Annotated in this window: 23 protein-coding genes; 12 read left to right on the top strand and 11 right to left on the bottom strand. The window is 49.1% G+C overall.

The genetic code is table 11. The features are described from left to right. The first annotated feature begins 59 nt into the window (after positions 1 to 59). From Psch_RS18025 to Psch_RS18035, 3 genes are all read left to right on the top strand, one after another. Positions 60 to 155 (top strand): zinc ribbon domain-containing protein, encoded by a 96-nt coding sequence (locus tag Psch_RS18025; protein WP_243124230.1) that lies wholly within the window; start codon positions 60 to 62, stop codon positions 153 to 155. A 338-nt stretch (positions 156 to 493) separates the two neighbouring features. Beyond that, positions 494 to 715: a NifU family protein gene (locus Psch_RS18030; RefSeq protein ID WP_190259180.1), complete on the top strand. Its 222-nt coding sequence runs from the start codon at positions 494 to 496 to the stop codon at positions 713 to 715. A 217-nt stretch (positions 716 to 932) separates the two neighbouring features. Then, on the top strand, positions 933 to 1,154 hold the full coding sequence (locus Psch_RS18035) for a NifU family protein (RefSeq protein WP_153189516.1): 222 nt from the start codon (positions 933 to 935) through the stop codon (positions 1,152 to 1,154). Between the two features lie 52 nt (positions 1,155 to 1,206). On the opposite strand, the gene Psch_RS18040 is transcribed toward Psch_RS18035, so the two are convergent. Next, complete coding sequence (locus tag Psch_RS18040; RefSeq protein WP_190259181.1) at positions 1,207 to 2,031, bottom strand: carbon-nitrogen hydrolase family protein; 825 nt, start codon at positions 2,029 to 2,031, stop codon at positions 1,207 to 1,209. Between the two features lie 481 nt (positions 2,032 to 2,512). Here Psch_RS18040 and Psch_RS18045 point away from each other — a divergent pair, with 481 nt between their 5' ends. Continuing rightward, positions 2,513 to 3,763, top strand: coding sequence for a nickel-dependent lactate racemase family protein (locus Psch_RS18045; protein ID WP_190259182.1), 1,251 nt, complete (start codon positions 2,513 to 2,515; stop codon positions 3,761 to 3,763). A 96-nt stretch (positions 3,764 to 3,859) separates the two neighbouring features. Here the strand turns inward: Psch_RS18045 and acs are convergent, their stop codons facing one another. The 3 genes from acs to Psch_RS18060 form a co-directional block, all read right to left on the bottom strand. Next, a complete protein-coding gene (acs, locus tag Psch_RS18050; protein ID WP_243124210.1) occupies positions 3,860 to 5,836 on the bottom strand; it encodes an acetate--CoA ligase in 1,977 nt (658 codons plus the stop codon). Positions 5,837 to 6,146: 310 nt separating this feature from the next. Continuing rightward, complete coding sequence (locus Psch_RS18055) at positions 6,147 to 6,554, bottom strand: spore coat protein (protein ID WP_190259184.1); 408 nt, start codon at positions 6,552 to 6,554, stop codon at positions 6,147 to 6,149. A gap of 17 nt (positions 6,555 to 6,571) precedes the next feature. Further along, positions 6,572 to 6,778, bottom strand: coding sequence for a spore coat protein (locus Psch_RS18060; RefSeq protein WP_190259185.1), 207 nt, complete (start codon positions 6,776 to 6,778; stop codon positions 6,572 to 6,574). A 169-nt stretch (positions 6,779 to 6,947) separates the two neighbouring features. Here Psch_RS18060 and Psch_RS18065 point away from each other — a divergent pair, with 169 nt between their 5' ends. After that, positions 6,948 to 7,259, top strand: coding sequence for an AMP-binding enzyme (locus Psch_RS18065; protein ID WP_190259186.1), 312 nt, complete (start codon positions 6,948 to 6,950; stop codon positions 7,257 to 7,259). A 95-nt stretch (positions 7,260 to 7,354) separates the two neighbouring features. Here Psch_RS18065 and Psch_RS18070 read toward each other — a convergent pair whose 3' ends face one another. Both Psch_RS18070 and Psch_RS18075 read right to left on the bottom strand, forming a co-directional pair. Beyond that, positions 7,355 to 7,987: a CBS and ACT domain-containing protein gene (locus Psch_RS18070; RefSeq protein WP_190259187.1), complete on the bottom strand. Its 633-nt coding sequence runs from the start codon at positions 7,985 to 7,987 to the stop codon at positions 7,355 to 7,357. Positions 7,988 to 8,114: 127 nt separating this feature from the next. Beyond that, entirely contained in the window at positions 8,115 to 8,531 is a 417-nt protein-coding gene (locus Psch_RS18075; protein ID WP_134218411.1) for a hypothetical protein, read from the bottom strand. A 582-nt stretch (positions 8,532 to 9,113) separates the two neighbouring features. Here Psch_RS18075 and Psch_RS18080 point away from each other — a divergent pair. From Psch_RS18080 to hflX, 3 genes are all read left to right on the top strand, one after another. Beyond that, complete coding sequence (locus tag Psch_RS18080; protein WP_190259188.1) at positions 9,114 to 9,566, top strand: Hsp20/alpha crystallin family protein; 453 nt, start codon at positions 9,114 to 9,116, stop codon at positions 9,564 to 9,566. A gap of 100 nt (positions 9,567 to 9,666) precedes the next feature. After that, positions 9,667 to 12,255, top strand: a complete 2,589-nt coding sequence (gene clpB, locus Psch_RS18085) for an ATP-dependent chaperone ClpB (protein ID WP_190259189.1) — start codon at positions 9,667 to 9,669, stop codon at positions 12,253 to 12,255. Positions 12,256 to 12,442: 187 nt separating this feature from the next. Continuing rightward, positions 12,443 to 13,705 carry a GTPase HflX gene (hflX, locus tag Psch_RS18090; RefSeq protein WP_345789102.1) on the top strand — a complete coding sequence of 421 codons (1,263 nt, stop codon included), beginning with the start codon at positions 12,443 to 12,445 and terminating at the stop codon, positions 13,703 to 13,705. 418 nt (positions 13,706 to 14,123) lie between these two features. On the opposite strand, the gene Psch_RS18095 is transcribed toward hflX, so the two are convergent. The 5 genes from Psch_RS18095 to Psch_RS18115 all read right to left on the bottom strand — a co-directional run bounded on the left by Psch_RS18095 (position 14,124) and on the right by Psch_RS18115 (position 18,340). Beyond that, positions 14,124 to 16,010 carry a M56 family metallopeptidase gene (locus Psch_RS18095; RefSeq protein ID WP_190259190.1) on the bottom strand — a complete coding sequence of 629 codons (1,887 nt, stop codon included), beginning with the start codon at positions 16,008 to 16,010 and terminating at the stop codon, positions 14,124 to 14,126. After that, positions 16,003 to 16,374 (bottom strand): BlaI/MecI/CopY family transcriptional regulator, encoded by a 372-nt coding sequence (locus tag Psch_RS18100; RefSeq protein WP_190259191.1) that lies wholly within the window; start codon positions 16,372 to 16,374, stop codon positions 16,003 to 16,005. The genes Psch_RS18095 and Psch_RS18100 overlap by 8 nt, the downstream gene beginning before the upstream one ends. Before the next feature lie 328 nt (positions 16,375 to 16,702). Beyond that, positions 16,703 to 16,969 carry a CPCC family cysteine-rich protein gene (locus Psch_RS18105; RefSeq protein ID WP_190259192.1) on the bottom strand — a complete coding sequence of 89 codons (267 nt, stop codon included), beginning with the start codon at positions 16,967 to 16,969 and terminating at the stop codon, positions 16,703 to 16,705. A gap of 28 nt (positions 16,970 to 16,997) precedes the next feature. Beyond that, positions 16,998 to 17,321 (bottom strand): hypothetical protein, encoded by a 324-nt coding sequence (locus Psch_RS18110; protein WP_190259193.1) that lies wholly within the window; start codon positions 17,319 to 17,321, stop codon positions 16,998 to 17,000. Between the two features lie 143 nt (positions 17,322 to 17,464). Next, the gene (locus Psch_RS18115) at positions 17,465 to 18,340 is read right to left on the bottom strand and encodes a MerR family transcriptional regulator (protein WP_190259194.1); all 876 of its coding nucleotides are present in this window, start codon (positions 18,338 to 18,340) and stop codon (positions 17,465 to 17,467) included. A 482-nt stretch (positions 18,341 to 18,822) separates the two neighbouring features. On the opposite strand from Psch_RS18115, the gene Psch_RS18120 reads away from it, so the two are divergent. The 4 genes from Psch_RS18120 (at position 18,823) to Psch_RS18135 (ending at position 21,511) form a co-directional block, all read left to right on the top strand. Then, complete coding sequence (locus Psch_RS18120) at positions 18,823 to 19,590, top strand: flagellar motor protein (protein ID WP_190259195.1); 768 nt, start codon at positions 18,823 to 18,825, stop codon at positions 19,588 to 19,590. A 23-nt stretch (positions 19,591 to 19,613) separates the two neighbouring features. Continuing rightward, a complete protein-coding gene (locus tag Psch_RS18125; protein ID WP_190259196.1) occupies positions 19,614 to 20,393 on the top strand; it encodes a flagellar motor protein MotB in 780 nt (259 codons plus the stop codon). Positions 20,394 to 20,685: 292 nt separating this feature from the next. Continuing rightward, on the top strand, positions 20,686 to 20,985 hold the full coding sequence (gene flgM / locus Psch_RS18130) for a flagellar biosynthesis anti-sigma factor FlgM (protein ID WP_190259197.1): 300 nt from the start codon (positions 20,686 to 20,688) through the stop codon (positions 20,983 to 20,985). A gap of 31 nt (positions 20,986 to 21,016) precedes the next feature. Then, positions 21,017 to 21,511: a flagellar protein FlgN gene (locus tag Psch_RS18135; RefSeq protein ID WP_190259198.1), complete on the top strand. Its 495-nt coding sequence runs from the start codon at positions 21,017 to 21,019 to the stop codon at positions 21,509 to 21,511. The last annotated feature ends 6 nt before the right edge of the window (positions 21,512 to 21,517 follow it).

Here is a 21,517-nt window from a genome sequence, read left to right on the forward strand (position 1 = left end):
GTTTGTTCTGTGATAATGTCACCCTGAAATATTTCTGAGAAAATGTCACCCCCCTGTCTATTCGTGAATGGGACTGTCCTTGCTGTGGAGCGCATCATGACCGTGACGTTAATGCTGCTGTCAACCTGAAGAAGTATGCAAGAAGTGTTGCTTGAAAATTGAGTACCGGAATTTCTCCGGGAATTTACGCCTGTAGAGATCCCTCTGGCAGGGATGGAAAACCATCAGTCACGGGTCGATGATGCAGGAATTTCGTAGTAGAAATATTTTTCTATGAAGAAAGGAACGGCGAAGCAAAAAGGAAGCAAAAGAACCGTCCCCCTGCTTCCCTTGCTGCCTTATTAAATTATCTTATAGTTGTCCGCAGTAGTGACTATATTTATTTTCTTGTCATAGACTGTGGTAGCCTGTAAAATGAGGTTTGGACAAAAGTCACAGGGCCGGCTGGTTCAATTACCGGCTTGTAAGGTAGACCAAAAGGGGGTGCGGGAATATGAAAGAAAAAGTACAGGAGGCTCTAAATAAGGTGCGTCCTTATTTGCAAAGAGACGGCGGAGACGTTGAACTTATTGATGTCACGGAGGACGGGGAAGTCAAGGTGCGCTTGAAAGGCGCCTGTGGCGGCTGTCCTGGCGCGCAGATTACCCTCAAGCAGGGCATTGAGCGGGTGCTTAAGCAGGAAATTCCTGAAGTAAAACGAGTAACTCCCGTTTGAGTTTAACAAGGAAGAAAAACCCTTGCTCTACCAGTGCAGGGGTTTTATTTTTTTCGACAGCTTATAATTAAAAATACTTATGCTTAATGTTGAGAATATAAGGTTTTCTTCTTGTCTTAAATCATTTCAGCAGGTAAAATAGGGTTATTGGCAGACAGGCTACATAAAAAGAGGTTTAGACAATAATAATATCTCTATGTGGAAAGGAGGTTTAACCATGAAGGAGAAGGTTGAAGCAGTCTTAAACAAAGTTCGCCCTTACCTGCAAAGGGATGGCGGTGATGTCGAACTTGTTGATGTAGATGCAAATGGCCTGGTCAAGGTACGCCTGAAAGGAGCCTGCGGTGGCTGACCGGGCGCGACAATCACCCTCAAGCAGGGGATTGAGCGGGTGCTCAAGCAGGAGATTCCCGAGGTTAAAAGCGTGATTGGGGTTTAAATAGTTACAGCCCCCTGTTGGACAAGCAGGGGGCTTCTCATATCTTCAAGAGCTATTTTATCTGGTACAGGTCCGGTCTCCGGTGTTTTAATAAAGGCAGCTCTCGCCTTATTTTGGCCACCAGGTCAAAATCAATATCTGCATAGATAATGGTTTCCTCACCGCCGGCACGCGCGGTTATGCGCCCCCAGGGGTCGACTACCGCTGAATGGCCATAGCAGATGTAGCAAGCTTGTTCATTTGGGGCCTGCCCAGCGCCTACAACGTAAGCCTGGTTGTCAACCGCCCGTGCCTTGAGCAAAAGCTCCCAGTGGGCCGGGCCGGTGGTCATATTGAAGGCGGCCGGGATAATGATCAACTCGGCTCCCCTTAAAACCATCGAGCGGCTGAGTTCCGGAAAGCGGATGTCGTAGCAGACGCATACGCCGATCGTACCCAGCGGGGTTTCGACAACAGTGGCTTTGCTGCCGGCGCCGAGTGCTTTTGATTCCTGGAAACATGGGCCGTCTTCAATGTCCGCATCGAAAAGATGGATCTTTTGGTGCTTGCCCAGCAGTTCGCCGCCGGGGCCAAAAATAAAGCTGGTATTGTAAATGACGCCGTCTTCCAACTCGGGAATTGAGCCACCGACCAGGTAAATTTGTTCTTGCCGCGCAACCTCCGATAGCATGGCTATGGTTTTACCGCCCGGGTACTGCTCGGCGAACTTTTGGAAAACAGAAGTTTTGTAAGGGCAGTTAAACATTTCCGGCAGGATTACGAGTTGGCTTCCCTGTTCAGCCGCCTCCCTGAGCATGGAGCGCGCTTTGGCATTATTGATATCCTTATCCTCTGTCACCGGCATCTGGCAGATGCCGATTTTTAAAGGAGCCCTCAATTCATCACCCACTTTGTATTTAAAACATCTTATAAAAAATATCCTCAATAATTCAAAAAGTCAATCCCATTCCCCTGTTAATTATTGCAGACTATTTCCTTATGTTTGCATCTTATCAACATTAATATTACGGGCATACTCTATTTCAGGGTAGTCACACATACCGCCAGCGGCACCACAAATCATGAAAATATATTTACCAATGTAGATGCGATTACAATCGCACACGGTGCATTCGCGCCGAACTTGTTGGAGTAACGCTCTAATTTGTACGAAGCCGTGTAAGCGACTTTACCGACACTGTTCTGCATTTCTATGGGGTCAATGTGCGAATAGCTCGTACCTGCATTTTTTGGGGAAGTGATATGTGATTTTCATGGTGGTTCCACATGTCGCTGTCGGCGCCAGCAGAGAATGAATTGACTCCCACGTTTTATTGGTCAGCCCAATGTACACATAAATAACCCGGAGGTCGGCTCTTTTGAGCAGTTTTCTATTGCCCTATGGAAGTACCTTTGAGAAGATCAGCCTGCCGCCCGGCTGTAAAGCCCGCTTGTTTACCCCCAACCTGGTTGAGCCGGTGGAAAATCCAGCCAGCGAAATCAAACGGGTTCTCGACGAACCCATTGGCAGTGTGCGCCTGTCTGAACTTGCCGGCGCCAAAAAAAATGCTGTTATTATTGTCAGTGATCACACCCGCCTGGCCCCAACCCAAATTTTTTTGCCTTACCTGGTTGAGGAAATAGTCAGGGGCGGTATCAGCACAGATGACATAGCCGTGGTGGTTGCCACCGGCGCCCACCGGCCTGCTGCCGGCGCTGAGGTGAGGGAGATAGTGGGGGCGGAAATCTATAACACTCTGGAGTGTTTGAACAGTTCGCAAGAGCCGCAGGATTGTGTGGAAGTGGGAAGGACCTCGCGGGGGACTCCTGTGCAGGTATTTCACCGGGTGGCAAAGGCTGATATGAAGGTTGCCACCGGAAACATAGAACCCCACTGGATGGCTTCTTTCTCTGGAGGAGCGAAGGCGCTCGTGCCCGGAACTGCCTCCCGGGTTACTATTGAAAAAAACCATGCTCTCAGCGTAGTAGGGCATATTTCACGGGACCCCGGCCAAAACACGGTCAGGGCCGACCTTGAAGAGGCCGCGGCTTTAGCCGGGCTGGAATTTGTCTTCAATGTTGTGGTCGACCACCATGGCCGTCTGCTCAAGGCTTTTGCCGGTCACCCGGTGCAGGCGCACCGGGCCGGCTGCCGGCTTGCGGGCCGGGTTTATTATGCCGATCCGGGCCCGCCTGCCGATATAGTAGTCGCCTCAGCGGGAGGCGTGCCCAAGGACCAGAACCTTTACCAGGCTATCAAGGCTCTGCAAAATGCCGCCGCAGTGGTTAAGCCAGGCGGCACGGTGGCTCTGGCTGCCCGTTGCCGGGAAGGCTACGGCAACCATGTCTTCCGTGGCTGGGTGGAGGCGGGGCGGAGCGAGGCTGAGACCCTGGAGCGTTTTTCCCGCGGCTTTGTCCTGGGCGGGCATAAGGCGGCAGCGGCTGCCAGAGTAACTCAGAAGTGCCGCGTTCACCTGGTGTCCGGTCTGCCGGGCCAGGTGGCGGAGATGCTGCATTGCCGGCCTTACAGGTCCTTGCAGCAGGCCGTGGAGGGGGCCTTGGGGCGGGTGAAAACAGATAACCCGGACGTGGTGATAATGCCCTACGCCGGGTTGACTTTTTGTTGGTAGATTTTCAGGTTGGCAACTCACGCACGATGCGCTATTTAAGTGGTCAGGGCGCTTGTGTGTATTTTCATGTTATTAACAGGCTCGCCTGATTCACGATCAGTTTACCGTATTCAAAAGGTCATTGATTACGGCGCGATCTGCCAGGGTAGTGGTGTCACCAAGTTGGTCAATGTCGCCGGAGGCGATTTTCCTCAGAATTCTCCTTAAGATCTTGCCGCTCCTGGTCTTGGGCATGGCGCTGGTAAAATGAATTACGTCAGGTGACGCGATGGGACCGATTTCTTGACGAACATGCATGGTAAGTTCGTACCTGAGCTCTTCTGTTAGTTCTACAGAGTCTTTAAGAGTTATATAGGCGTAGATGCCCTCACCCTTGATGTCATGAGGATAACCTACTACCGCCGCTTCCGCTACCTTGGGGTGCGCTGCCAGTGCGCTTTCTACCTCAGCGGTACTCAACCGGTGCCCTGAAACGTTGATTACGTCGTCCACACGGCCCATCAGCCAGATGTAGCCGTCCTCGTCCCGCCGGGCCCCGTCGCCTGTGAAATAAACGCCGGGATACTGGACAAAGTAAGTATTTTTAAACCTCTCCGGATCGCCGTAGACCCCGCGCATAATTCCCGGCCAGGGCTTGGTGATGACCAGGTAGCCGCCCTCGTTTACCCCAGCCTCGCTGCCGTCCTGGCGGATAACTTTCGGGTTGACTCCAAAAAACGGCAGGGTTGCGGAACCTGGTTTGGTGGAGATGCATCCGGGCAGGGGTGTGATTAATATTCCTCCGGTTTCAGTCTGCCACCAGGTGTCGACAATAGGCGCTTTTTCACGGCCTATGACATAATGGTACCACATCCAGGCCTCGGGATTTATGGGCTCACCCACTGAGCCTAGAAGGCGCAGGCTGCTCAGGTCACGTCCCAGCGGCCAGTGGTCTCCGGATTTAATCATGGAGCGCAGAGCGGTGGGAGCTGTATATAATATACTGACCCGGTATTTCTCTACGACTTCCCAGTACCTGTCCGGTTCAGGATAGTGCGGCACCCCTTCAAACATCAGGGAAGTTGCTCCTGCCGCCAGCGGGCCGTAGACTATGTAGCTGTGCCCGGTAACCCACCCGATATCGGCCGTGCACCAGTAAACGTCCTCATCACGGTAGTCAAAGACGTATTTGAACGTTGTTGCGGCATAGACCATATAACCACCTGTAGTGTGCAGCACCCCTTTGGGTTTTCCCGTGCTGCCGCTGGTATAAAGGATAAAGAGGGGATCTTCGGCATCCATAACCTCTGCTTCACAGAAAGGGGAAGCCGAGCTCATCAAATCATCCCAGTATTGGTCCCGCCCTTCGACCATGTTGCAATCTTTTTCAACTCTTTTTACCACGATACAGTTCTTTACGTCAGGACAGCCTGCAAGGGCCAGGTCCACGTTAGTTTTACTGGGGATCAACTTACCGGCGCGCATACCGTAGTTGGCGGTAACCAGTACATTGGCCTTGGAATCAAGGAGCCGGTCCCGCAGCGCTTCGGCGCTGAATCCTCCGAATACCACGCTGTGGATGGCCCCGATCCTGGCACAGGAAAGTATTGCGATGGCCAGTTCAGGGATCATCGGCATATAGACAGACACGCGGTCGCCTTTTTTTACGCCAAGACCTTTTAGCACGTTGGCAAATTTGCAGACCTCACGGTAGAGCTGCAGGTAAGTAAAAGTCCTGCTCTCCTCCAGTGGCTCGCCCTGCCAGATCAGGGCCGCCTTGTTTCTCCGCCATGACCTCAGGTGGCGGTCCAGGCAATTATAAGAGGCATTCAGTTTGGCCCCACGATAGTAGCGTACAAATACGTCATCCTGGAAGCTGTACTCTTCAACAGCCTCCCACTTTTTGAACCAATCAATATGCTCCTCAGCCATTTCGCCCCAAAATTCATCCGGGTTTTCTATAGACTTTCGCCACATTTCTTCATACTGCTTGCGGCTGTTAATGCGGGCATTCTCTCTAAAGCTCTGTGGCGGGGAGATAATCCTTTTTTCAATGAGCAGGGTATCCACACTTCCGCTTTTCTTTCCGACCACGCTTTTTTCACTCCTCTTCATGGCTGGCCATGCAAGCCGCTGCTCCATTGTTTTTCTAAGGTTGGTTGTAAGCCTGTAAGGAAAATGGCTTACAGGTTCTCTTTATAGTACACGATTATGATTCTGTATGTAATAATTTTGCTTTCAGTAATCATAATAGGAAGTTCAAATGCATTATCGGCAGTTAAATGGTTGAACTATTTGGAAAAAGAAAGGTAACCCCCTGTGAAAAGGGGGCGGAGAAAATGGCGCTTTAGTGAGCGATGGTATATTGCGTTTGGGAATATCAAGCAAAAAAAGACAGCTGTCATCAGGTTAGCGGACCCTGGGGAGGACGGTAAAAGACCTGCTGTTGGGATGTTCCAGCCGTCTGCGGCAGCCCCAATCCGGTTTGGTACGTATAAAGCGGGATATTTGACTGGGTATGCTGCTGTATGCCAGCCGGCTTTGCGCCGGTTCGCTGTATCTTCCGGAGTTCCTGGTTCCAGCTGTTCATATGCTGGCTGACCTGGTTTATACCGGCCTGGGCAGGCTGGTACCAGCCCCTGTTTTTCATTTCATTGAATATTTCAAAGTGGATTTGGTGCTCATCTTTGAGTATGCCCATAAAGTTTTCTCTAAGCCGGTTATCGGCTGATTCCATTATGGCCAGGTTATAGCCTCCGGTGATGTATTTCTGGGTTATCAGGGCATCTGAAAGACGTTCTTTCTCGTCCAATATCGACACTTCCTCCTTTATAATTGGGACTGAGCAATCAGATTTTGTACGCTTTGAAGTATCTTCTCGTAGTGAGTACGGTGCCTGTTGGCGATATCTTTATATAATTGCCGCAGCCCCGGGTCGCCGGACTGCTGTGCCCAGGCGTCGCTTTTGGCGATAGCAACGGCCTCAGCCCTCAGCTGTTCACCAATGTGGAGGAGTTCGCCTTCTGTCAACTGCATCGATAATTAACCCCCTTTGTTGTCAGGGCTAGTTTGGCTAAAATTGGGGGAATTAATTCAAATAGTTAAAATTTCAAAAAAATTTAATAAAAATTAATTCAATAGGAGGATTTTTTGTAAATATTCAGAATATAATGGATAAAAGGGCTGACTTCTTAGGAGGGATAGCATGAATGAGAATGACTGCGCTTGTGGGGTTAACTATACTTACCGTGAACTGGAGGATTTTTTGCTCAACAGCCCTGAAGTGCTGGAGGTCGCGGTGGTCCCTGGACCTGACGTGTGTGGTGAGGTGTACGCCTTCATAGTACCCCGGTCGGGTGTTTTCAATCCGGTAAGGCTGGAACTCGCTTTCCAGTGCAAGCTGAAGAATTACGGTCTTAAAGGCTTCATCGAGTACCGGGAAAGCCTGCCGAAGAGCGGCACAGGCAAGCTTTACAGAAGGGAATTAATGAATAAAGCCGCCTGCTGGCAGCGCTGAGCAAGGGTTCTCTTGGAGCTGCAAAATTAATTTGCATGAAAAGCAGAATTGCAGGCAATTGATAATTTAACCTGCAATTCTTTGCGTTTTGTTGTTTAACCTTCAAAGGTTACCTTATAGCCTTTTTCCTGCAGTGCGGCCACCAGCGGCCCCGGGTCAATTGTCCCCAGGCGCAGCATTATTTCAACGTTCTCGTTGTCTTTATATACGACGATTGACGCCTTTATAAGCAATCCAAAATCCTTAACCACCTGGGTAATATCGGCCAGCAAGCCAACCCGGTCCTGCGCTTCCAGCAACAGGCGGGTGCCAGCCTTGCCGTAACCGAAAAATCTGATCAGAGCGTCAAAGATATCGGTTACGGTAATAATCCCCACCAGTTTGTCTTTTTCCAAGACGGGAACGCTGCCGATCTTGTGCTCCCGCATCAAGAGCGCGGCCTCTTCAAGGGTAGTGTTTGGTTGAACGGTGATAGGAGACTTCACCATAATCTCGGCCACGGTCATTTTAGCCAGGAGTTCGTTCAGCTCAAAGATACTAAGGGAGGTGGCGGGTGACGGGGACACTGTCAGAAGGTCTTTTTCGGTAACCAGACCTTCCAGTTTTTCTCCTGAGACTACCGGCAGTTGTCTGATTTTATGCTTCTTCATAATAGCCAGAGCGTCAAAGACAGTCATTTTCTTGCTGATTGTGACAGGCATCCTGGTCATGTAATTTTTAACAAACAACGTGCATACCCCCTTTATATCTCTTTATACCATTGTAATGCATATTTGGTCTATGGGGCAATATGGAAAATGGTTTGGCGCTGCCTCCCGGCATGGTTGTGCAAAAAACCCGGCCTTGATTAGAGCATTAGCGCCTTCTCCTGGCAGGTTTCAGAGAAAAATAGGCGGTGGCAAGCAGTACAAAACCAATTGCCAGGCCGGCGTAACTTGCCAGTACGCTGACCACGCCCCCGCCGATTAACGAGCCAACGGCCTGTCCGGCCGATTGGGCCCCCTGCTTTGCGGTTTGAACCGCCTGGGGACCGTAAAAAACCGGCAGGATCCAGGATGCCGCGGGTATGGCCAGACATTCCACAGCCAATAACAGGCAGGCTCTGGACCAGATTTTTTGCACCGACGCAGCATTGTTGTAAAAGAGAAAAGCGCATATCGCCCAGCCGGCCAGGAATACCGGCCAAGTGGCCTTGATAGCTGCCAGGGAGACCAACAGGTAAAGAAGAAGACCGGCTATTAACCCCGCAACGATAGCATTAAAGATTTTCATAACTTTCCCTCCTTTCCTTTTTGCTGTAAGTCTATGCTTGTCTCAACACGAATATTTCCATTTTTATGGTGGCCCGGGGTATAAAAAAAGACCTCGTTTAAGGTCCCAAGGGCAAATATACACCGGCCTGATAGAGGCCGGTATTATAGTTTATGGTTTTCTGCGACGGGGAGGCCTGTTCTGGAAATAAAGGACAGTGACCACGCCGATAAAAAAACCCAGCAGAAGGATCGATCCTATAATTACAGGCAACTTCCGATCACGCCTTCCTTTTTTGCTTGCATTATACCACACCTTTTTCCGATTCGGTAGTGCAGGCAAACCGGGCGGGAGTAAGGCAACTGCATATATTTTTTTTTATCCGGGTAAATTTTCATAAGATTACCCAATGCAAATATTGACACCGGAAATAACGTGACTTATAATAAGGTCAAAGAAAGTCAAAATCAACTTTTCGGGATAATCCCCCGGAGGATTATCGGACACATTTAAATATACTGCCGGGAGCCTATTGAGTGTGTCCGGTAAGGTTTGACTTGCGGGATCGCAAACCCCGCCAGAATATCACAGGAGGTGCTCTTTATGGCTATTGTAAGATGGGATCCTTTCCGTGAACTGAACACTCTGCAGCATTCCATTAACAGGCTTTTTGACGATAACTTACGCTTCCTGAGGGCGCCTGAGACGGCTTTGGCCCAGGGAGGAGGGGCCTTCCCCGTTGATATCAAGGATACCCCTGAGGCTCTATTGGTTACCGCGGAGCTGCCCGGCTTCAACAGAGAAGATATTAAAGTAAACTTCACCGACAACATGCTCTCCATTAAAGGAGAGCGTAGCAGGGAAGAAAAAGAAGAGGGCGAAAACTATCTCAGGGTTGAACGCAGCTATGGTTCTTTCAGCCGCTCCTTCTCTGTGGATGTACCGGTAAAACAAGGTGAGATTAAAGCTCGCTACCAGGATGGTGTGCTGGAAATTACCCTGCCCAAGCAGGATGAGGCCGCCAAGAAAGAAATTAACGTGGAAATTGAAGGTTAACTATACAGGCTCCCGGCAGGTTGATATTTTACGGCTGAAACGAGGGAAAACCCTCGCTTTTTTATAAATCAAAAGTTTTTACAACAGGGGGGAAACAGTCATGAGAACGGATAAATTTACCCTAAAGACCCAGGAGGCCTTTGAAGCTGCTCAGGGCATTATGTCTCAGCACGGCCACCAGCAGATGGAGGGTGTCCACCTCCTCCTGGGCTTATTGCAGCAGGAAGAGGGGATCGTTAAACAGATCCTGCAAAAGCTTGAGATTGATTTGAACAAGTTAAAGGTCGAAGCGCAGGCTGCCGCCGGCCGGTTGCCCAGAGTACAGGGCGCCGGAGGTATATACCTTTCTAAAGAGCTATCCGAAATTATCGATTTGGCCTGGAAAGAAGCCGAAAGGCTCAAGGATGAATACCTGAGCACCGAGCACCTTTTGCTGGGGATGGTTGCCCGGCGGGAAGGGGAAGCCGGAAGAATCTTACGCTTACATGGAGTTTCACAGGACCGGGTTTACAAGATCCTGGTGGAAATTCGCGGTACCCAGCGGGTTACCGACCAGAACCCTGAGGATAAGTACCAGTCCCTGGCTCGTTTCACCAGGGACCTTACCGACCTGGCCCGCAAAGGCAAGATGGACCCGGTGATCGGGCGCGACGAAGAAATCCGCCGGGTGGTGCAGGTGCTATCCAGGCGCACCAAGAACAACCCTGTTTTAATCGGCGAGCCCGGCGTTGGTAAAACCGCTATTGTGGAGGGTCTGGCCCAGCGTATTTTAGGCGGGGATGTGCCGGAGGGACTAAAGAACAAGCGTCTCTTAAGCCTGGATATGGGAGCGCTCATTGCGGGCGCGAAGTACCGGGGTGAATTTGAAGACCGGCTGAAGGCGGTATTAAAGGAAATAGCCGAGGCGCAGGGTGAAATCATCCTCTTTATCGATGAATTGCACACCCTGGTGGGCGCCGGAGCGGCGGAAGGCGCGGTTGACGCGGCCAACATGTTGAAACCTGCCCTGGCCCGGGGGGAACTGCACTGCGTGGGCGCCACTACCCTGGACGAGTACCGCAAATATATCGAAAAAGACGCGGCCCTGGAGCGCAGGTTCCAGCAGGTCTACGTGGGTGAGCCCTCTGTCGAGGACAGCATTGCTATTCTACGGGGGCTGAAAGAAAAATACGAGGTGCACCACGGGGTGCGTATCAAAGACGCCGCCCTGGTGGCCGCAGCGACGCTATCTCACCGCTATATTACGGAGCGGTTCCTGCCCGATAAGGCCATCGACTTAATGGACGAGGCGGCTTCCCGCTTGCGCATCGAAATCGACAGCATGCCTACGGAAATAGACGAAATCGACCGGCGGGTAAGGCAGTTGGAAATAGAGAAGCAGGCGCTCTCCAAAGAACAGGATCGGGCCAGCGCGGAGAGGCTGCAGAAAATGGAAGATGAACTCAAAGAACTTAAGGCCAGGATGGAGGACATGAAGGAGCACTGGCGCAAAGAGAAGGAGCACATCCAGGGCATCCGTGAAATCAAGGAAAAGATTGAGGAGACCAGGTTGGCGGAACAGGCAGCCGAACGGGAAGCGGATCTCGGCAAGGTAGCCGAACTGCGCTACGGGGTCATACCTGAACTGAACAAGCGCCTGCAGCAGTATAACGAGAAGTTGGAAGGGCTGCAGAAGTCCCACAAGATGCTGAAAGAAGAAGTGGATGAAGAAGATATCGCCGAGGTCGTGTCCAAGTGGACGGGAATTCCGGTGTCACGCATGCTTGAGGGGGAAATTCAAAAACTTTTGCAAATGGAAGGGCTGCTTAAAGAGCGGGTGGTCGGGCAGGACCGCGCGGTGGAGGCTGTTTCAAACGCTATTCGTCGGGCTCGCGCGGGAGTGTCAGACCCGAACCGGCCTATGGGTTCCTTCATCTTTCTCGGCCCCACCGGAGTTGGTAAAACCGAGCTGGCCAGGGCGCTGGCCCATTTTCTGTTCAATGACGAGCGGGCCATGCTGCGCTATGACATGAGTGAATATATGGAGAAGCACACCGTTTCCCGCCTTGTAGGCGCTCCTCCAGGCTACGTCGGCTATGATGAGGGAGGCCAGCTCACTGAGGCTGTGCGGCGACGTCCTTATGCGGTAATACTATTTGACGAGATTGAAAAGGCCCACCCTGATGTGTTCAACATCCTGCTGCAGCTATTGGACGACGGCCGGTTGACCGACGGCCACGGGCGCACCGTGGACTTCCGTAATACCGTGGTGATTATGACCTCCAACCTCGGCAGCCACTGGTTCCGCGAAATTAACCCTGATAGACGCTCGGAGCTGGAAAACCGTGTGATGGGTGAGCTGAAGGATAATTTCCGGCCGGAATTTTTGAACCGTATCGACGAGGTGGTCATTTTCAACAACCTCGGCAAGCAAGAAATCATCAGGATTGTAGATATCCAGCTGGCCTTGCTGCAGGAACGGCTGAACAAGCTGGGATTTGATCTGGAGGTTACTCCGGAGGCTAGAGCCCTCCTGGCCGAGGAAGGTTATGACCCTGTATTCGGGGCGAGGCCGCTCAAGCGGGCCATCCAGAAACGGCTGGAAAACCCGCTTTCGGTGCACATTCTGGAAGGCGGAAATGACCAGCGGGCCGGCATTCTGGTTAAAACCGGTACCACCGGCGACAGCCTGATTTTCGAAGACCGCTAAAGGAAGCAGGGGGACGGTTCTTTTGCTTCCAAAATTGACGGCGCAAGAAACTTATCCTTCAGAATGCTCTAGACTGAGCGAAGCGCTGCCGGCAGCACAGGAAAATACTGCAAAAGTCACATTAATGTACTCCTGCCGTTAAACAGCGTGACATAAACCGAAATTAGTGAAAAGGGGCGGGCTTATTTTGGAAAATACACCTGGCGCGATGATGGAAAAAGCCATCCTGGTGGGGGTCGAGTCACCTGGCGATGATCCTGAACATGCCGCCTATTCTCTGGAAGAACTGGCCAGGCTGGTTGACACTGCCGGAGCGGAGGTTTTAAGTCAATTAACTCAAAAAAGGTCCAGGCCGGATGCCGCTACTTTTTTGGGAAGCGGGAAAACTGAGGAAGTTGCGGAGCTCTGCCGTTCCTTGAACGCCGACCTTGTTGTTTTTGACCGCGAATTGTCGCCGAGGCAGGCTCGCAACCTGGAGGCAATTACGGGAGTCAGGGTAATTGACCGGACCCAGGTGATCCTTGATATTTTTGCCCGCCGGGCCAGGACCAGTGAAGGGAAGCTTCAGGTTGAACTGGCTCAACTCAACTATCTTTTGCCCCGTTTAACCGGCAAGGGTGTTGCGCTTTCCCGCCTGGGTGGCGGTATTGGGACCAGAGGACCTGGTGAAACCAAGCTGGAGGTTGACCGCCGGCGTATCAGGCAGCGCATAAATGATTTAAAAGCAGAGCTTGAAAATGTTCATAAACACCGTGACCTGCTGCGCCGGAGCCGCAAGGAGGCGCCTATACCGCTGGTGTCCCTGGTAGGTTACACCAACGCCGGAAAATCAACTATACTAAGGATGCTGACCGGGGCTGACGTGCTGGTGGAGGACAAGCTTTTCGCCACCCTCGACCCAACTACCCGCAGGGTGGTTTTACCCAATAACGAAGCCGTCCTGTTAACGGACACCGTGGGGTTTATTCAGCGCCTCCCCCACCACCTGGTGGCAGCTTTCCGGGCCACTCTGGAAGAGGTGGTGGAAGCAGATCTCCTGTTGCATGTTGTAGATGCCTCCCATCCTGATATTAAAGGCCAAATCGAGGCAGTCGACCAGGTCCTGGAATCCCTTGGGGCGGCTGCTAAACCAACGCTTATGGTTTATAATAAAATTGATCTGGTGGAACGAGCGGCACTGCCGCGTACGGGCAACGGACCGCCGGCAGTGCTTATTTCCGCTATAAGCGGCCAGGACGCTGCTGATTTGTTGGCGGCTGTGGACAGGCTCCTTGCAGCCAGGCGGGTGAGGACAACCTTTTCCATTCCATACAAAAAGAGCGGTTTGCTGGTCATATTGCACGAAAAGGGCAGGGTTTTACATCAGGAACACGGTCAGGAAGGTATAACCGTAGAGGCGGAGATTGAGGTGGTCTGGGCCAAAAGGGTAGAGTCGAAGTTGTGTGAATAAAAAGGACTTATGAATGCAGGCCAATCAGCCTGCATTTTTATTGTTTATCGAATATCACCTGCATAGCAGGTGGTTTTCGCTATACAAAGAAAAAAGGCGCTGATTTCTCAACGCCTTAGCCAAGTTCCCATTATGCTCATTTGTTTACAGCCAATGTGCAGCAAACTAAGGAATATCTCTTCCGGGCTTGGCTCCTCGATCCATAGATTATGCAGATGTAATACGGATAATGGCCTTTTACTTACCAGTACCAATATCCGCCTCCCTATATTGCACTTTTCTATGCTCGGCTCCGGCCGGCTGATGGTTGCCGGACTTTACTTCCACTCCGACTACGAGATCCTCAACGACGTGAGCGAAACCGCCTTCACTTTAAGGCTCATCGACTGGCTGGCCCGTAAAATGAATATAAAGGTCATTAAGCTTGGTTGTAGGTTGGTCTTATAGTTTGTCCGTCTGATGCGGCTTCGCCGTCTCCCGTCCGGTAAGTGAAAATTTCAATAGAAGCAGTGTCGCTTTCCTTACATCCGCTCATTAACACCTTGAAAGTATGGTTTGCGTAAGCTTCTCGCGGCGTATAGATAAACCTGTAACCGCCTATCGCGCCGGGTATCCAATCCATCAGCTCGCCTGTCGTCACATTGATGATGGCCAAGTTGACCTGGGGCATTTTGTCGGTGGTCTCCTTGATGTCTATAGCCAGGCTTTCGCCGCTCCCAATCAAAAAGCTGTTTCCAAGCTGTGCGCCTTGATTGCCGTCGATGTTTTTCGGTATGACCGTTTTTTGATTGAAGACATCAGTAATTTTATCCTTTTTATCAAATTTGGTCAGTATTTTCATGCCTAAAAAATCTCCGTTTTGTCCGCTAAAATCAACGGGCTTGAAATTTTCCAGCGTGACGACCTCATCTATGACATACGCGCCACGGCTGATTAGCTCGTTGATAAATGCTTGATGGTCGTAATGATCGTCATGATAGCTCAGTTCAAAAGTAATCTGGTTTCTGATCATTTTTTCGATCACTTTATCGTCCTGGTAGGCAGCTGCCTTGTCGGAAAATGCCACGGTAACATCTTTTCCTTCTATGGACAGGGTTTTGGTGGTCATGGTTTCAATAGCGAATTTTTTCTCTTTCCACTCTTTTTCCACACCGTAATAGGGCTCGGTCCGGTTATAAGTATCTATTTTACGTCCGTTGACGTCAATATAGGTTGTACCAGGTATAGAAGATACCTTCCATCTAATACCACCTTTTATATCGGAAAGCATATCCAGTGTACTAAGCACATTGTCCTCAAGAGTCCTAGACCAATTATAATGGGTTGTAAATGCGCCGCCGAATTCGGACAGCGGTTTTAACTCCTCCGCGAACACCAATGACGTCGCCGTTACGGAACCGGCTATCATCACCGCGGCCAGCAGAGTGCCCAAAAGTTTTCTGCTTTTTGTACTGGTTTTCATAATAAGTTCAAACCTCCTGAACAGTTGTTTTTTATTCCTGGCCAAGCTGCTGCTTAAAGCGGGGGAGGCCTGTGCGGCGAAATTCAAAATCATATCGCTGTAACGTTTCTTTTCCTCCCATTCCATGCCTTGCGTCACTTTTTCGTCACATGCGTATTCACAGGCCTCGCTTATATTTCGCACCACGAGATATGTAAGCGGATTAAACCAGTGCAGGGAGTTTACCAACACGGCCAAAAGCTTGAACCAGGCGTCTTTTTGGGTGTGATGAGTCAGTTCGTGCCTCAATGCCAACTGATAATCATAGACGCTGATTTCCGCCTTCGGGATCACGATTTTAGGCTTGAAAAAACCTATCAGCATGGGAGAGTGGACATAATCGCTTGCCACAACAGCCAAATTTTCCACCTTGTCGACGGGACTGTTCTGGGTTACCTGCTTTTTAAATCTGGAATAGCCGAATAGGTATCTGCAGACCATAAAGACAACACCCGCCGCCCAAATTCCCAATATCCATTGTTCGGCGTCCGGAACTGTCAACGGCAAATGATGATTGACAGCTGTTTGCGCCGCGGCTGCCGGGACAGTTTCCGCTACAGATGAAGCGGTTTCGCCGGTCAGGACGGCTTGCTGCACGGGCGCTCTTTCCTCGATGACTACCTGCTGGGGCATAAGTCCCGATACATTGACTTGTACCGGCACAACAAACAGCGCCAAAGAAAGCAGACATATATAATAATACCAAGTGCCGCCGAATTTTTTCACCAGCCTTGCTTTAAGCAGTATAAGCAAAAGGCTGATGACGCTGCCGGTGAGAGAAGTCATGAGCAGCATTTTAATCATCGCGCTTCACCTGCTTTTCGATAAAAGCTCTAAGCTCTTCAATGTTCTCTTGCGTTAAGTTTTCATCCTGAAACAGAGCGCTGATCAGATTTTTGGCCGAACCGTTGTAAATCGACCGGATAAAACTCCGGGTCTGCATTTTCTGATATTCCTCTTCGCTGATTCCCGCCCAATACTCATGGGCATGAGAGCGGCCGGTTTTAACCGCATTCAATGCGCCTTTATGAATCAGCCGGCCGGCAAGGGTCAGGATGGTTGTTACTTTTTTGCCGGGCAGCTTTTCCATGATGTCCTTAGTGGTCACTCTTTCGCCACTGTCCCATACGATGCGCATAATCTCCATTTCTGCATCTGTAATATTCACCAGCGTAACATCTCCCTCCGCTTCTACAACTTGTTTTTATTTTACATCTTGTAGAAACGAATGGCAATAGGGAAATAATGAATATCAAATCGCCAGCATCGGCACGGGTGGAGGCGGCCAGGGATTGATACCGGTTAATCCGGCTGACCAAAAAACATTAATGTTATTTGGACAATCGGCAACTCACAAAGGTACCCACCCTGTCCAACCTCCGGTTCGGGTGCTTGTCTTTGGGCAAAAGAAAAAGGCGCTGATTTCTCAACGCCTTAACCAAGTTCTCCCATTATACTTAATAATCCGAAGTCTAAGCTGTATCACAAATTGGGATTTAGAAATCAGTCAATTCCACTCCACTCATTTCCTCATCTAATGGCTGTCGAATGTATTTCAGCATTTCCCGTTCGCACGCTCCAAATGCTCGAAAATTAGCACGTGCTTCCTTTAACGTCATACCATGATTTTCATCGCTCGGTTCATCAGTGCCACTAATGAACACATCGTTTTCCCAATAGCAAACAGGACATCCATATGCAACCGCATCTTTTGCCGACACTGGAAAAGTATAATATCCGCAACATGGGCATTTATAGTTCATGAGTATACCTCCGACAAATTAGAATTTATCAGTCTTTTAACTTTTTCCCATAATATACGACCAATGTAATTGCATTAAGTATAATGGTAACTACAAGAAGTAATGTGGCGACCAATGCCACCGCATGGGAAGTATCCATAAGTGCTGACCAATCCTCTATCTTTACCAAATGATCCGTATAGAAAATTTGCATACACAGTGAGATGGCACAGGCACTGACGCTTGCTACGGAAAAGACAATCCAGTTCCTGCGGTCAGCCTTATTGTGCTGCACGAGATTAACAATAGGAAGTATCCATGCAATCAGCCCAAGTACAAGACTTCCTAAATTCAGCCAACCAGCTCCAAACATAACTTTCTCCTTATAAATATATCTTTGCTCTGGCGTTATTCCGTTAAGCTCCGGACGCTCCTTATAGATTTCTTCTAACGTTTTATCCGAGCTTCCGATAATACTAAAGGGTTCTCCAGCTTCAATCGGATAATCAGATTAACCTAGTTATTCAGTTTTGTAATCGCAGGATACTCTGATAATAATTTTTCATTAGCAATTTCAAGTTGTTGACAATAGTTGGCATAAGAATCACTTAACTTTTTCATTTCAGGGATAAAAACATCATAGTATCCACTTGTATTATTAAACTCTTTAAGTATCTCTTGAATTTTGAAAGCAGGAGAATTTTTATATTCATCAGACTTTTTATATTCAAGATACCATGTCAGCATTTCCTTGTTTTCTGATAAAAACTGTTCAGGATCTTCAATAGACCTCTTTGTTTGTTCATTCATCTCCCGAATATTCTCTGTACTGATGTGCCGAGTGCTTTCAACCAGAAAATCCTGCAACTCTTTGGGAAAGGTCAGGGCAGGGGCCTCATCCAGAAACTCTGTGATTTCTTTATAAGCAGCCTGTTGTTGGGGTGTTGAAATCGGCTCATTCAAAAATCGTGCAAAATGCAAACAAATAAAGCGACCGTAATATCCGGGAAACGTCTCTAACAGCTTATCCGTAACCGTTTGATTCTGTTCAATGGCGTTCAACACTGCTTCTATTTCTGCAAAACTCTTACCGATACTAAGTTGGTCAAGTATTGCTTGTTTTGTTTTTTCCCTTTGCACACGCAATTCTTTTTGTACTGATATTTTTTGTAAAACATTTCCTTTTTCATCTGCAAGTATCGCTTTAATATCGTCTGTACCAAGTCCGATTTTACGAAAGACAGAAATTTTCTTTAAAAGCTCCACATCATTGTCACCGAAATATTTGTATCCGTTTTCCAAAATTTCAGGGAAAACCAATCCTTGATTTGTATAGTATTCAATTGCTTTTTTGGTTAAATTGGTTGCTTTGCTTACTTCGTTAATTAACATTTTATCACCTCGAACCAATCGTAAGCTAACACCCAAGGTGATAGTCAATAGGTTTTCATCGTAAAATGTACAATTCTAACCATATTATATTTTCCCCAGGTTATGGAATCAATCGGCAATTCCGTTAGAACCTTTCAATTTCCTGCGGCCGCCCTATCCCTAACGTTATTTTCAAATAGTCGTTATAATCCTTTAGGGGTGGTTTGTGATAATTATGCGGTTGGCGAAGCTTTCAATGAGTCTTAAGACTCGGCCAGCAACGGCCCTTCCATATCAGGGCTAGAGCAAACCACCCGCTGAGCGGGTGGTTATGATTTTTCTGAGATAATTTCATAACGGGTATCAATAAACAATCAAAAAAGCCGAATAACATACTGGGTGTAGTTTTCTGATTGTACCAGGGCGCTTAGCGGGCAGCCTTTTTTATTAAAAGTTCTTGCCCAGTATTTTGTTTAGTCAAGCCAAGGGAAGGGGTTTGTTGCGTGGGCGTAACCACTATTGTCGGCTTTATAATTGCCGCCGGTTGTCTGGTATTAGCTTATATCCTGGATGGTGGGAACATCTCAACTCTGTTCAGAGGCACCGCGGCGTTGATTGTTTTTGGAGGCACCATCGGGGCAACCACAATGTGTTTTTCTTTCCAGGAGCTAAAGACTGTTCCCAAGCTCATCAAAATCATTTTATTTCATAAGCACCCGGACGAGGTCGCGTTAATTGAACAGATCGTGGATTTGTCGGATAAGGTTCGCCGGGAGGGCGTCTTGTATCTGGAAAAACAGCTTCCTCAAATTGATGACGATTTCATGCGCAAAGGGATTCAGCTTGTAGTGGACGGCACCGACCCGGAGCTGGTTCGCATGATCATGGAAACGGAGTTGTATGCCATGCAGGAGCGCCACAGCGCCGGGGCCGGTGTCTTTGAGGCAGCCGGCGGATTCGCCCCCACCATGGGGATTATTGGAACGGTGCTGGGTCTGGTGCATGTGCTTGGGAACCTTGACAGTCCGGAAACTCTGGGCCCGGCGATTGCACTGGCTTTTATCGCCACCTTGTATGGAATTGGCTCAGCCAATATTTTGTGGCTTCCCATCGCTGAAAAGTTGAAAAATATCGGCAAAAAAGAGGACATATTGCGAGAATTGATGCTGGAGGGGATTCTATCCATCCAGTCCGGTTACAACCCCTTGCTGGTGCGCGAGAGACTGACAGCCTTTTTGAGGCCCAGGACACAATTCGCAGAGGAAGAGTAGGCACGGAAGGAAGGTAGGTTTGGATGGAGCGGCGCGGGCTCACAAAAAGAAAGGACAACAAAGAAAGGTGGCTGCTGACCTATTCCGACTTGATTACCCTGCTCATGGCCTTTTTTGTGATGCTTTACGCGCTCAGCAGCATCAACGCGCGAAAATTTCAGGCAGTAGCCCTTTCTTTAGCAATGGCGATGGGGGGCGGCGGGCAGTCGGTGCTTAGTGAACCAGGAGCAGCCCTGGCGCCGGGTATCTCCAGCAGTACTTTTGAGATAGACAAAGAGATCCAAGAGCTCAGTGAAATGGAGCGGATTAAAAATGAGCTGCAGGCCTATATAGATCAAAACGGTTTGAATGGAAAAGTAACTGTTACTTTGGAAGAGAGAGGGGTTGTTGTAAGTTTTCAGGATGTAGCCCTATTTCCCTTGGGCTCGGCTGGGCTTTTGCCGGATGCCAAAGAGAAGATAAACAAAATTGGGCTGATTCTAATGAAGACTACTCATTACATAAGAGTTGAGGGACATACGGACAACCTTCCTATTAACACCAGATTATTCCCTTCCAACTGGGAACTTTCCGTAGCGAGGGCAACCAGTGTGGTCCAGGAATTAATTTATTCATTGAATTTCGCGCCTTACCGTCTGTCTGCCACCGGTTACGGCGAGTTTCGCCCGCGGGAGCCCAACGACTCGGAAGCCCAACGCCAACGAAACCGCCGGGTGGATATCGTGATTTTAAAGAGTAAGTATGAGACGGCTGAACCGGGGTCGCAAATACTATCTTCTGATAACATAAATATATTACCCTAAAAATACATTTTCATCATACGTGGCGCCGCGATAGCGGCGTGTGGAACTACCATGAAAATAAGAATCCGGCATACGAAGCGATATCCCAAAAATGCAGGCGCCAATTCATTCGCATATGTTACATTAGATCCAACAAGTTTGGCGCTAAAGCGCGGGCGCGTTGAAATCGCACCCGGATTGCTGATTTCGTCTTGTAATGAGCCGCCAAATTTATTCTGGGCTTCAGATCATGCTAAAGTTTTTTTGAATTCTGACGAGATTTATTACAGAAACCGAAAAAGAGGTGAGCCCGGTGAAAATCAACGGAACGGGCGGAATTGACCATATCAAAGCCTATACAAAACAGCAACAAAAGGAAACCGATGAGGTGAAGAATAAACCAGGTGGTCAAATCCGTGGTGATACCTTGGAAATCTCAACAGAGGCCAGAAGAATGCAAAAATATAAGGGGATGCTTGCTGAAATCCCCGCAGTGCGGGAAGAGCTTGTGGACTCGCTGAAGCAAAGGATCAAGGACGGCTCCTACCGTCCCGACAGCGAAAAAATCGCCGCCGGGCTGATTGAAGAAAATCTTTCAGATAAGATTAAATAAATGTCATGAAGGTTATATAGGAAGGTGCCGCATGCAGTCTTTAGTTTTTGATTTATTCCAGGTGCTGGAGCGACAAAGGGAAATCCTGAAAGAAATGCTGACCGCAGCCCGTAACCATAACCATGCTCTGCGGCAAAACGACATAGTTGTCTTGAAAGAAATCATCATCCGGGAGGAAGAAATTTCAACCCGGTTGAAGGCTGAGGAGCGGCAGCGGGATCGCCTGCAAAAAGCCCTGGGAAAAAGGCTGGGTTTGCCGGGAGACGCTTCCTTGAGCAAGATGTTGCCGGACTTGCCTCAAAAACAAAGCGCCAGGCTGGCCGAGCTCACTGCAGAGATGAGAAATATTGCCGGGCAAATTGCCCGGCTGGTGGAGTTAAACCGTGTCCTTACCAGCGAGGCCATGCATTTTAATGAACGATTGCTGAGATTGCTCAAACCTATACATAACAATACCTATCAGCCCGACGGGAAGTCGACTTCTCCAGTGGGTTGCTCTTCGTCATTAATCAATAAAATCGTCTAAAGGGGT

Source organism: Pelotomaculum schinkii (assembly GCF_004369205.1).
Taxonomy (GTDB): Bacteria; Bacillota; Desulfotomaculia; order Desulfotomaculales; family Pelotomaculaceae; genus Pelotomaculum_C; species Pelotomaculum_C schinkii.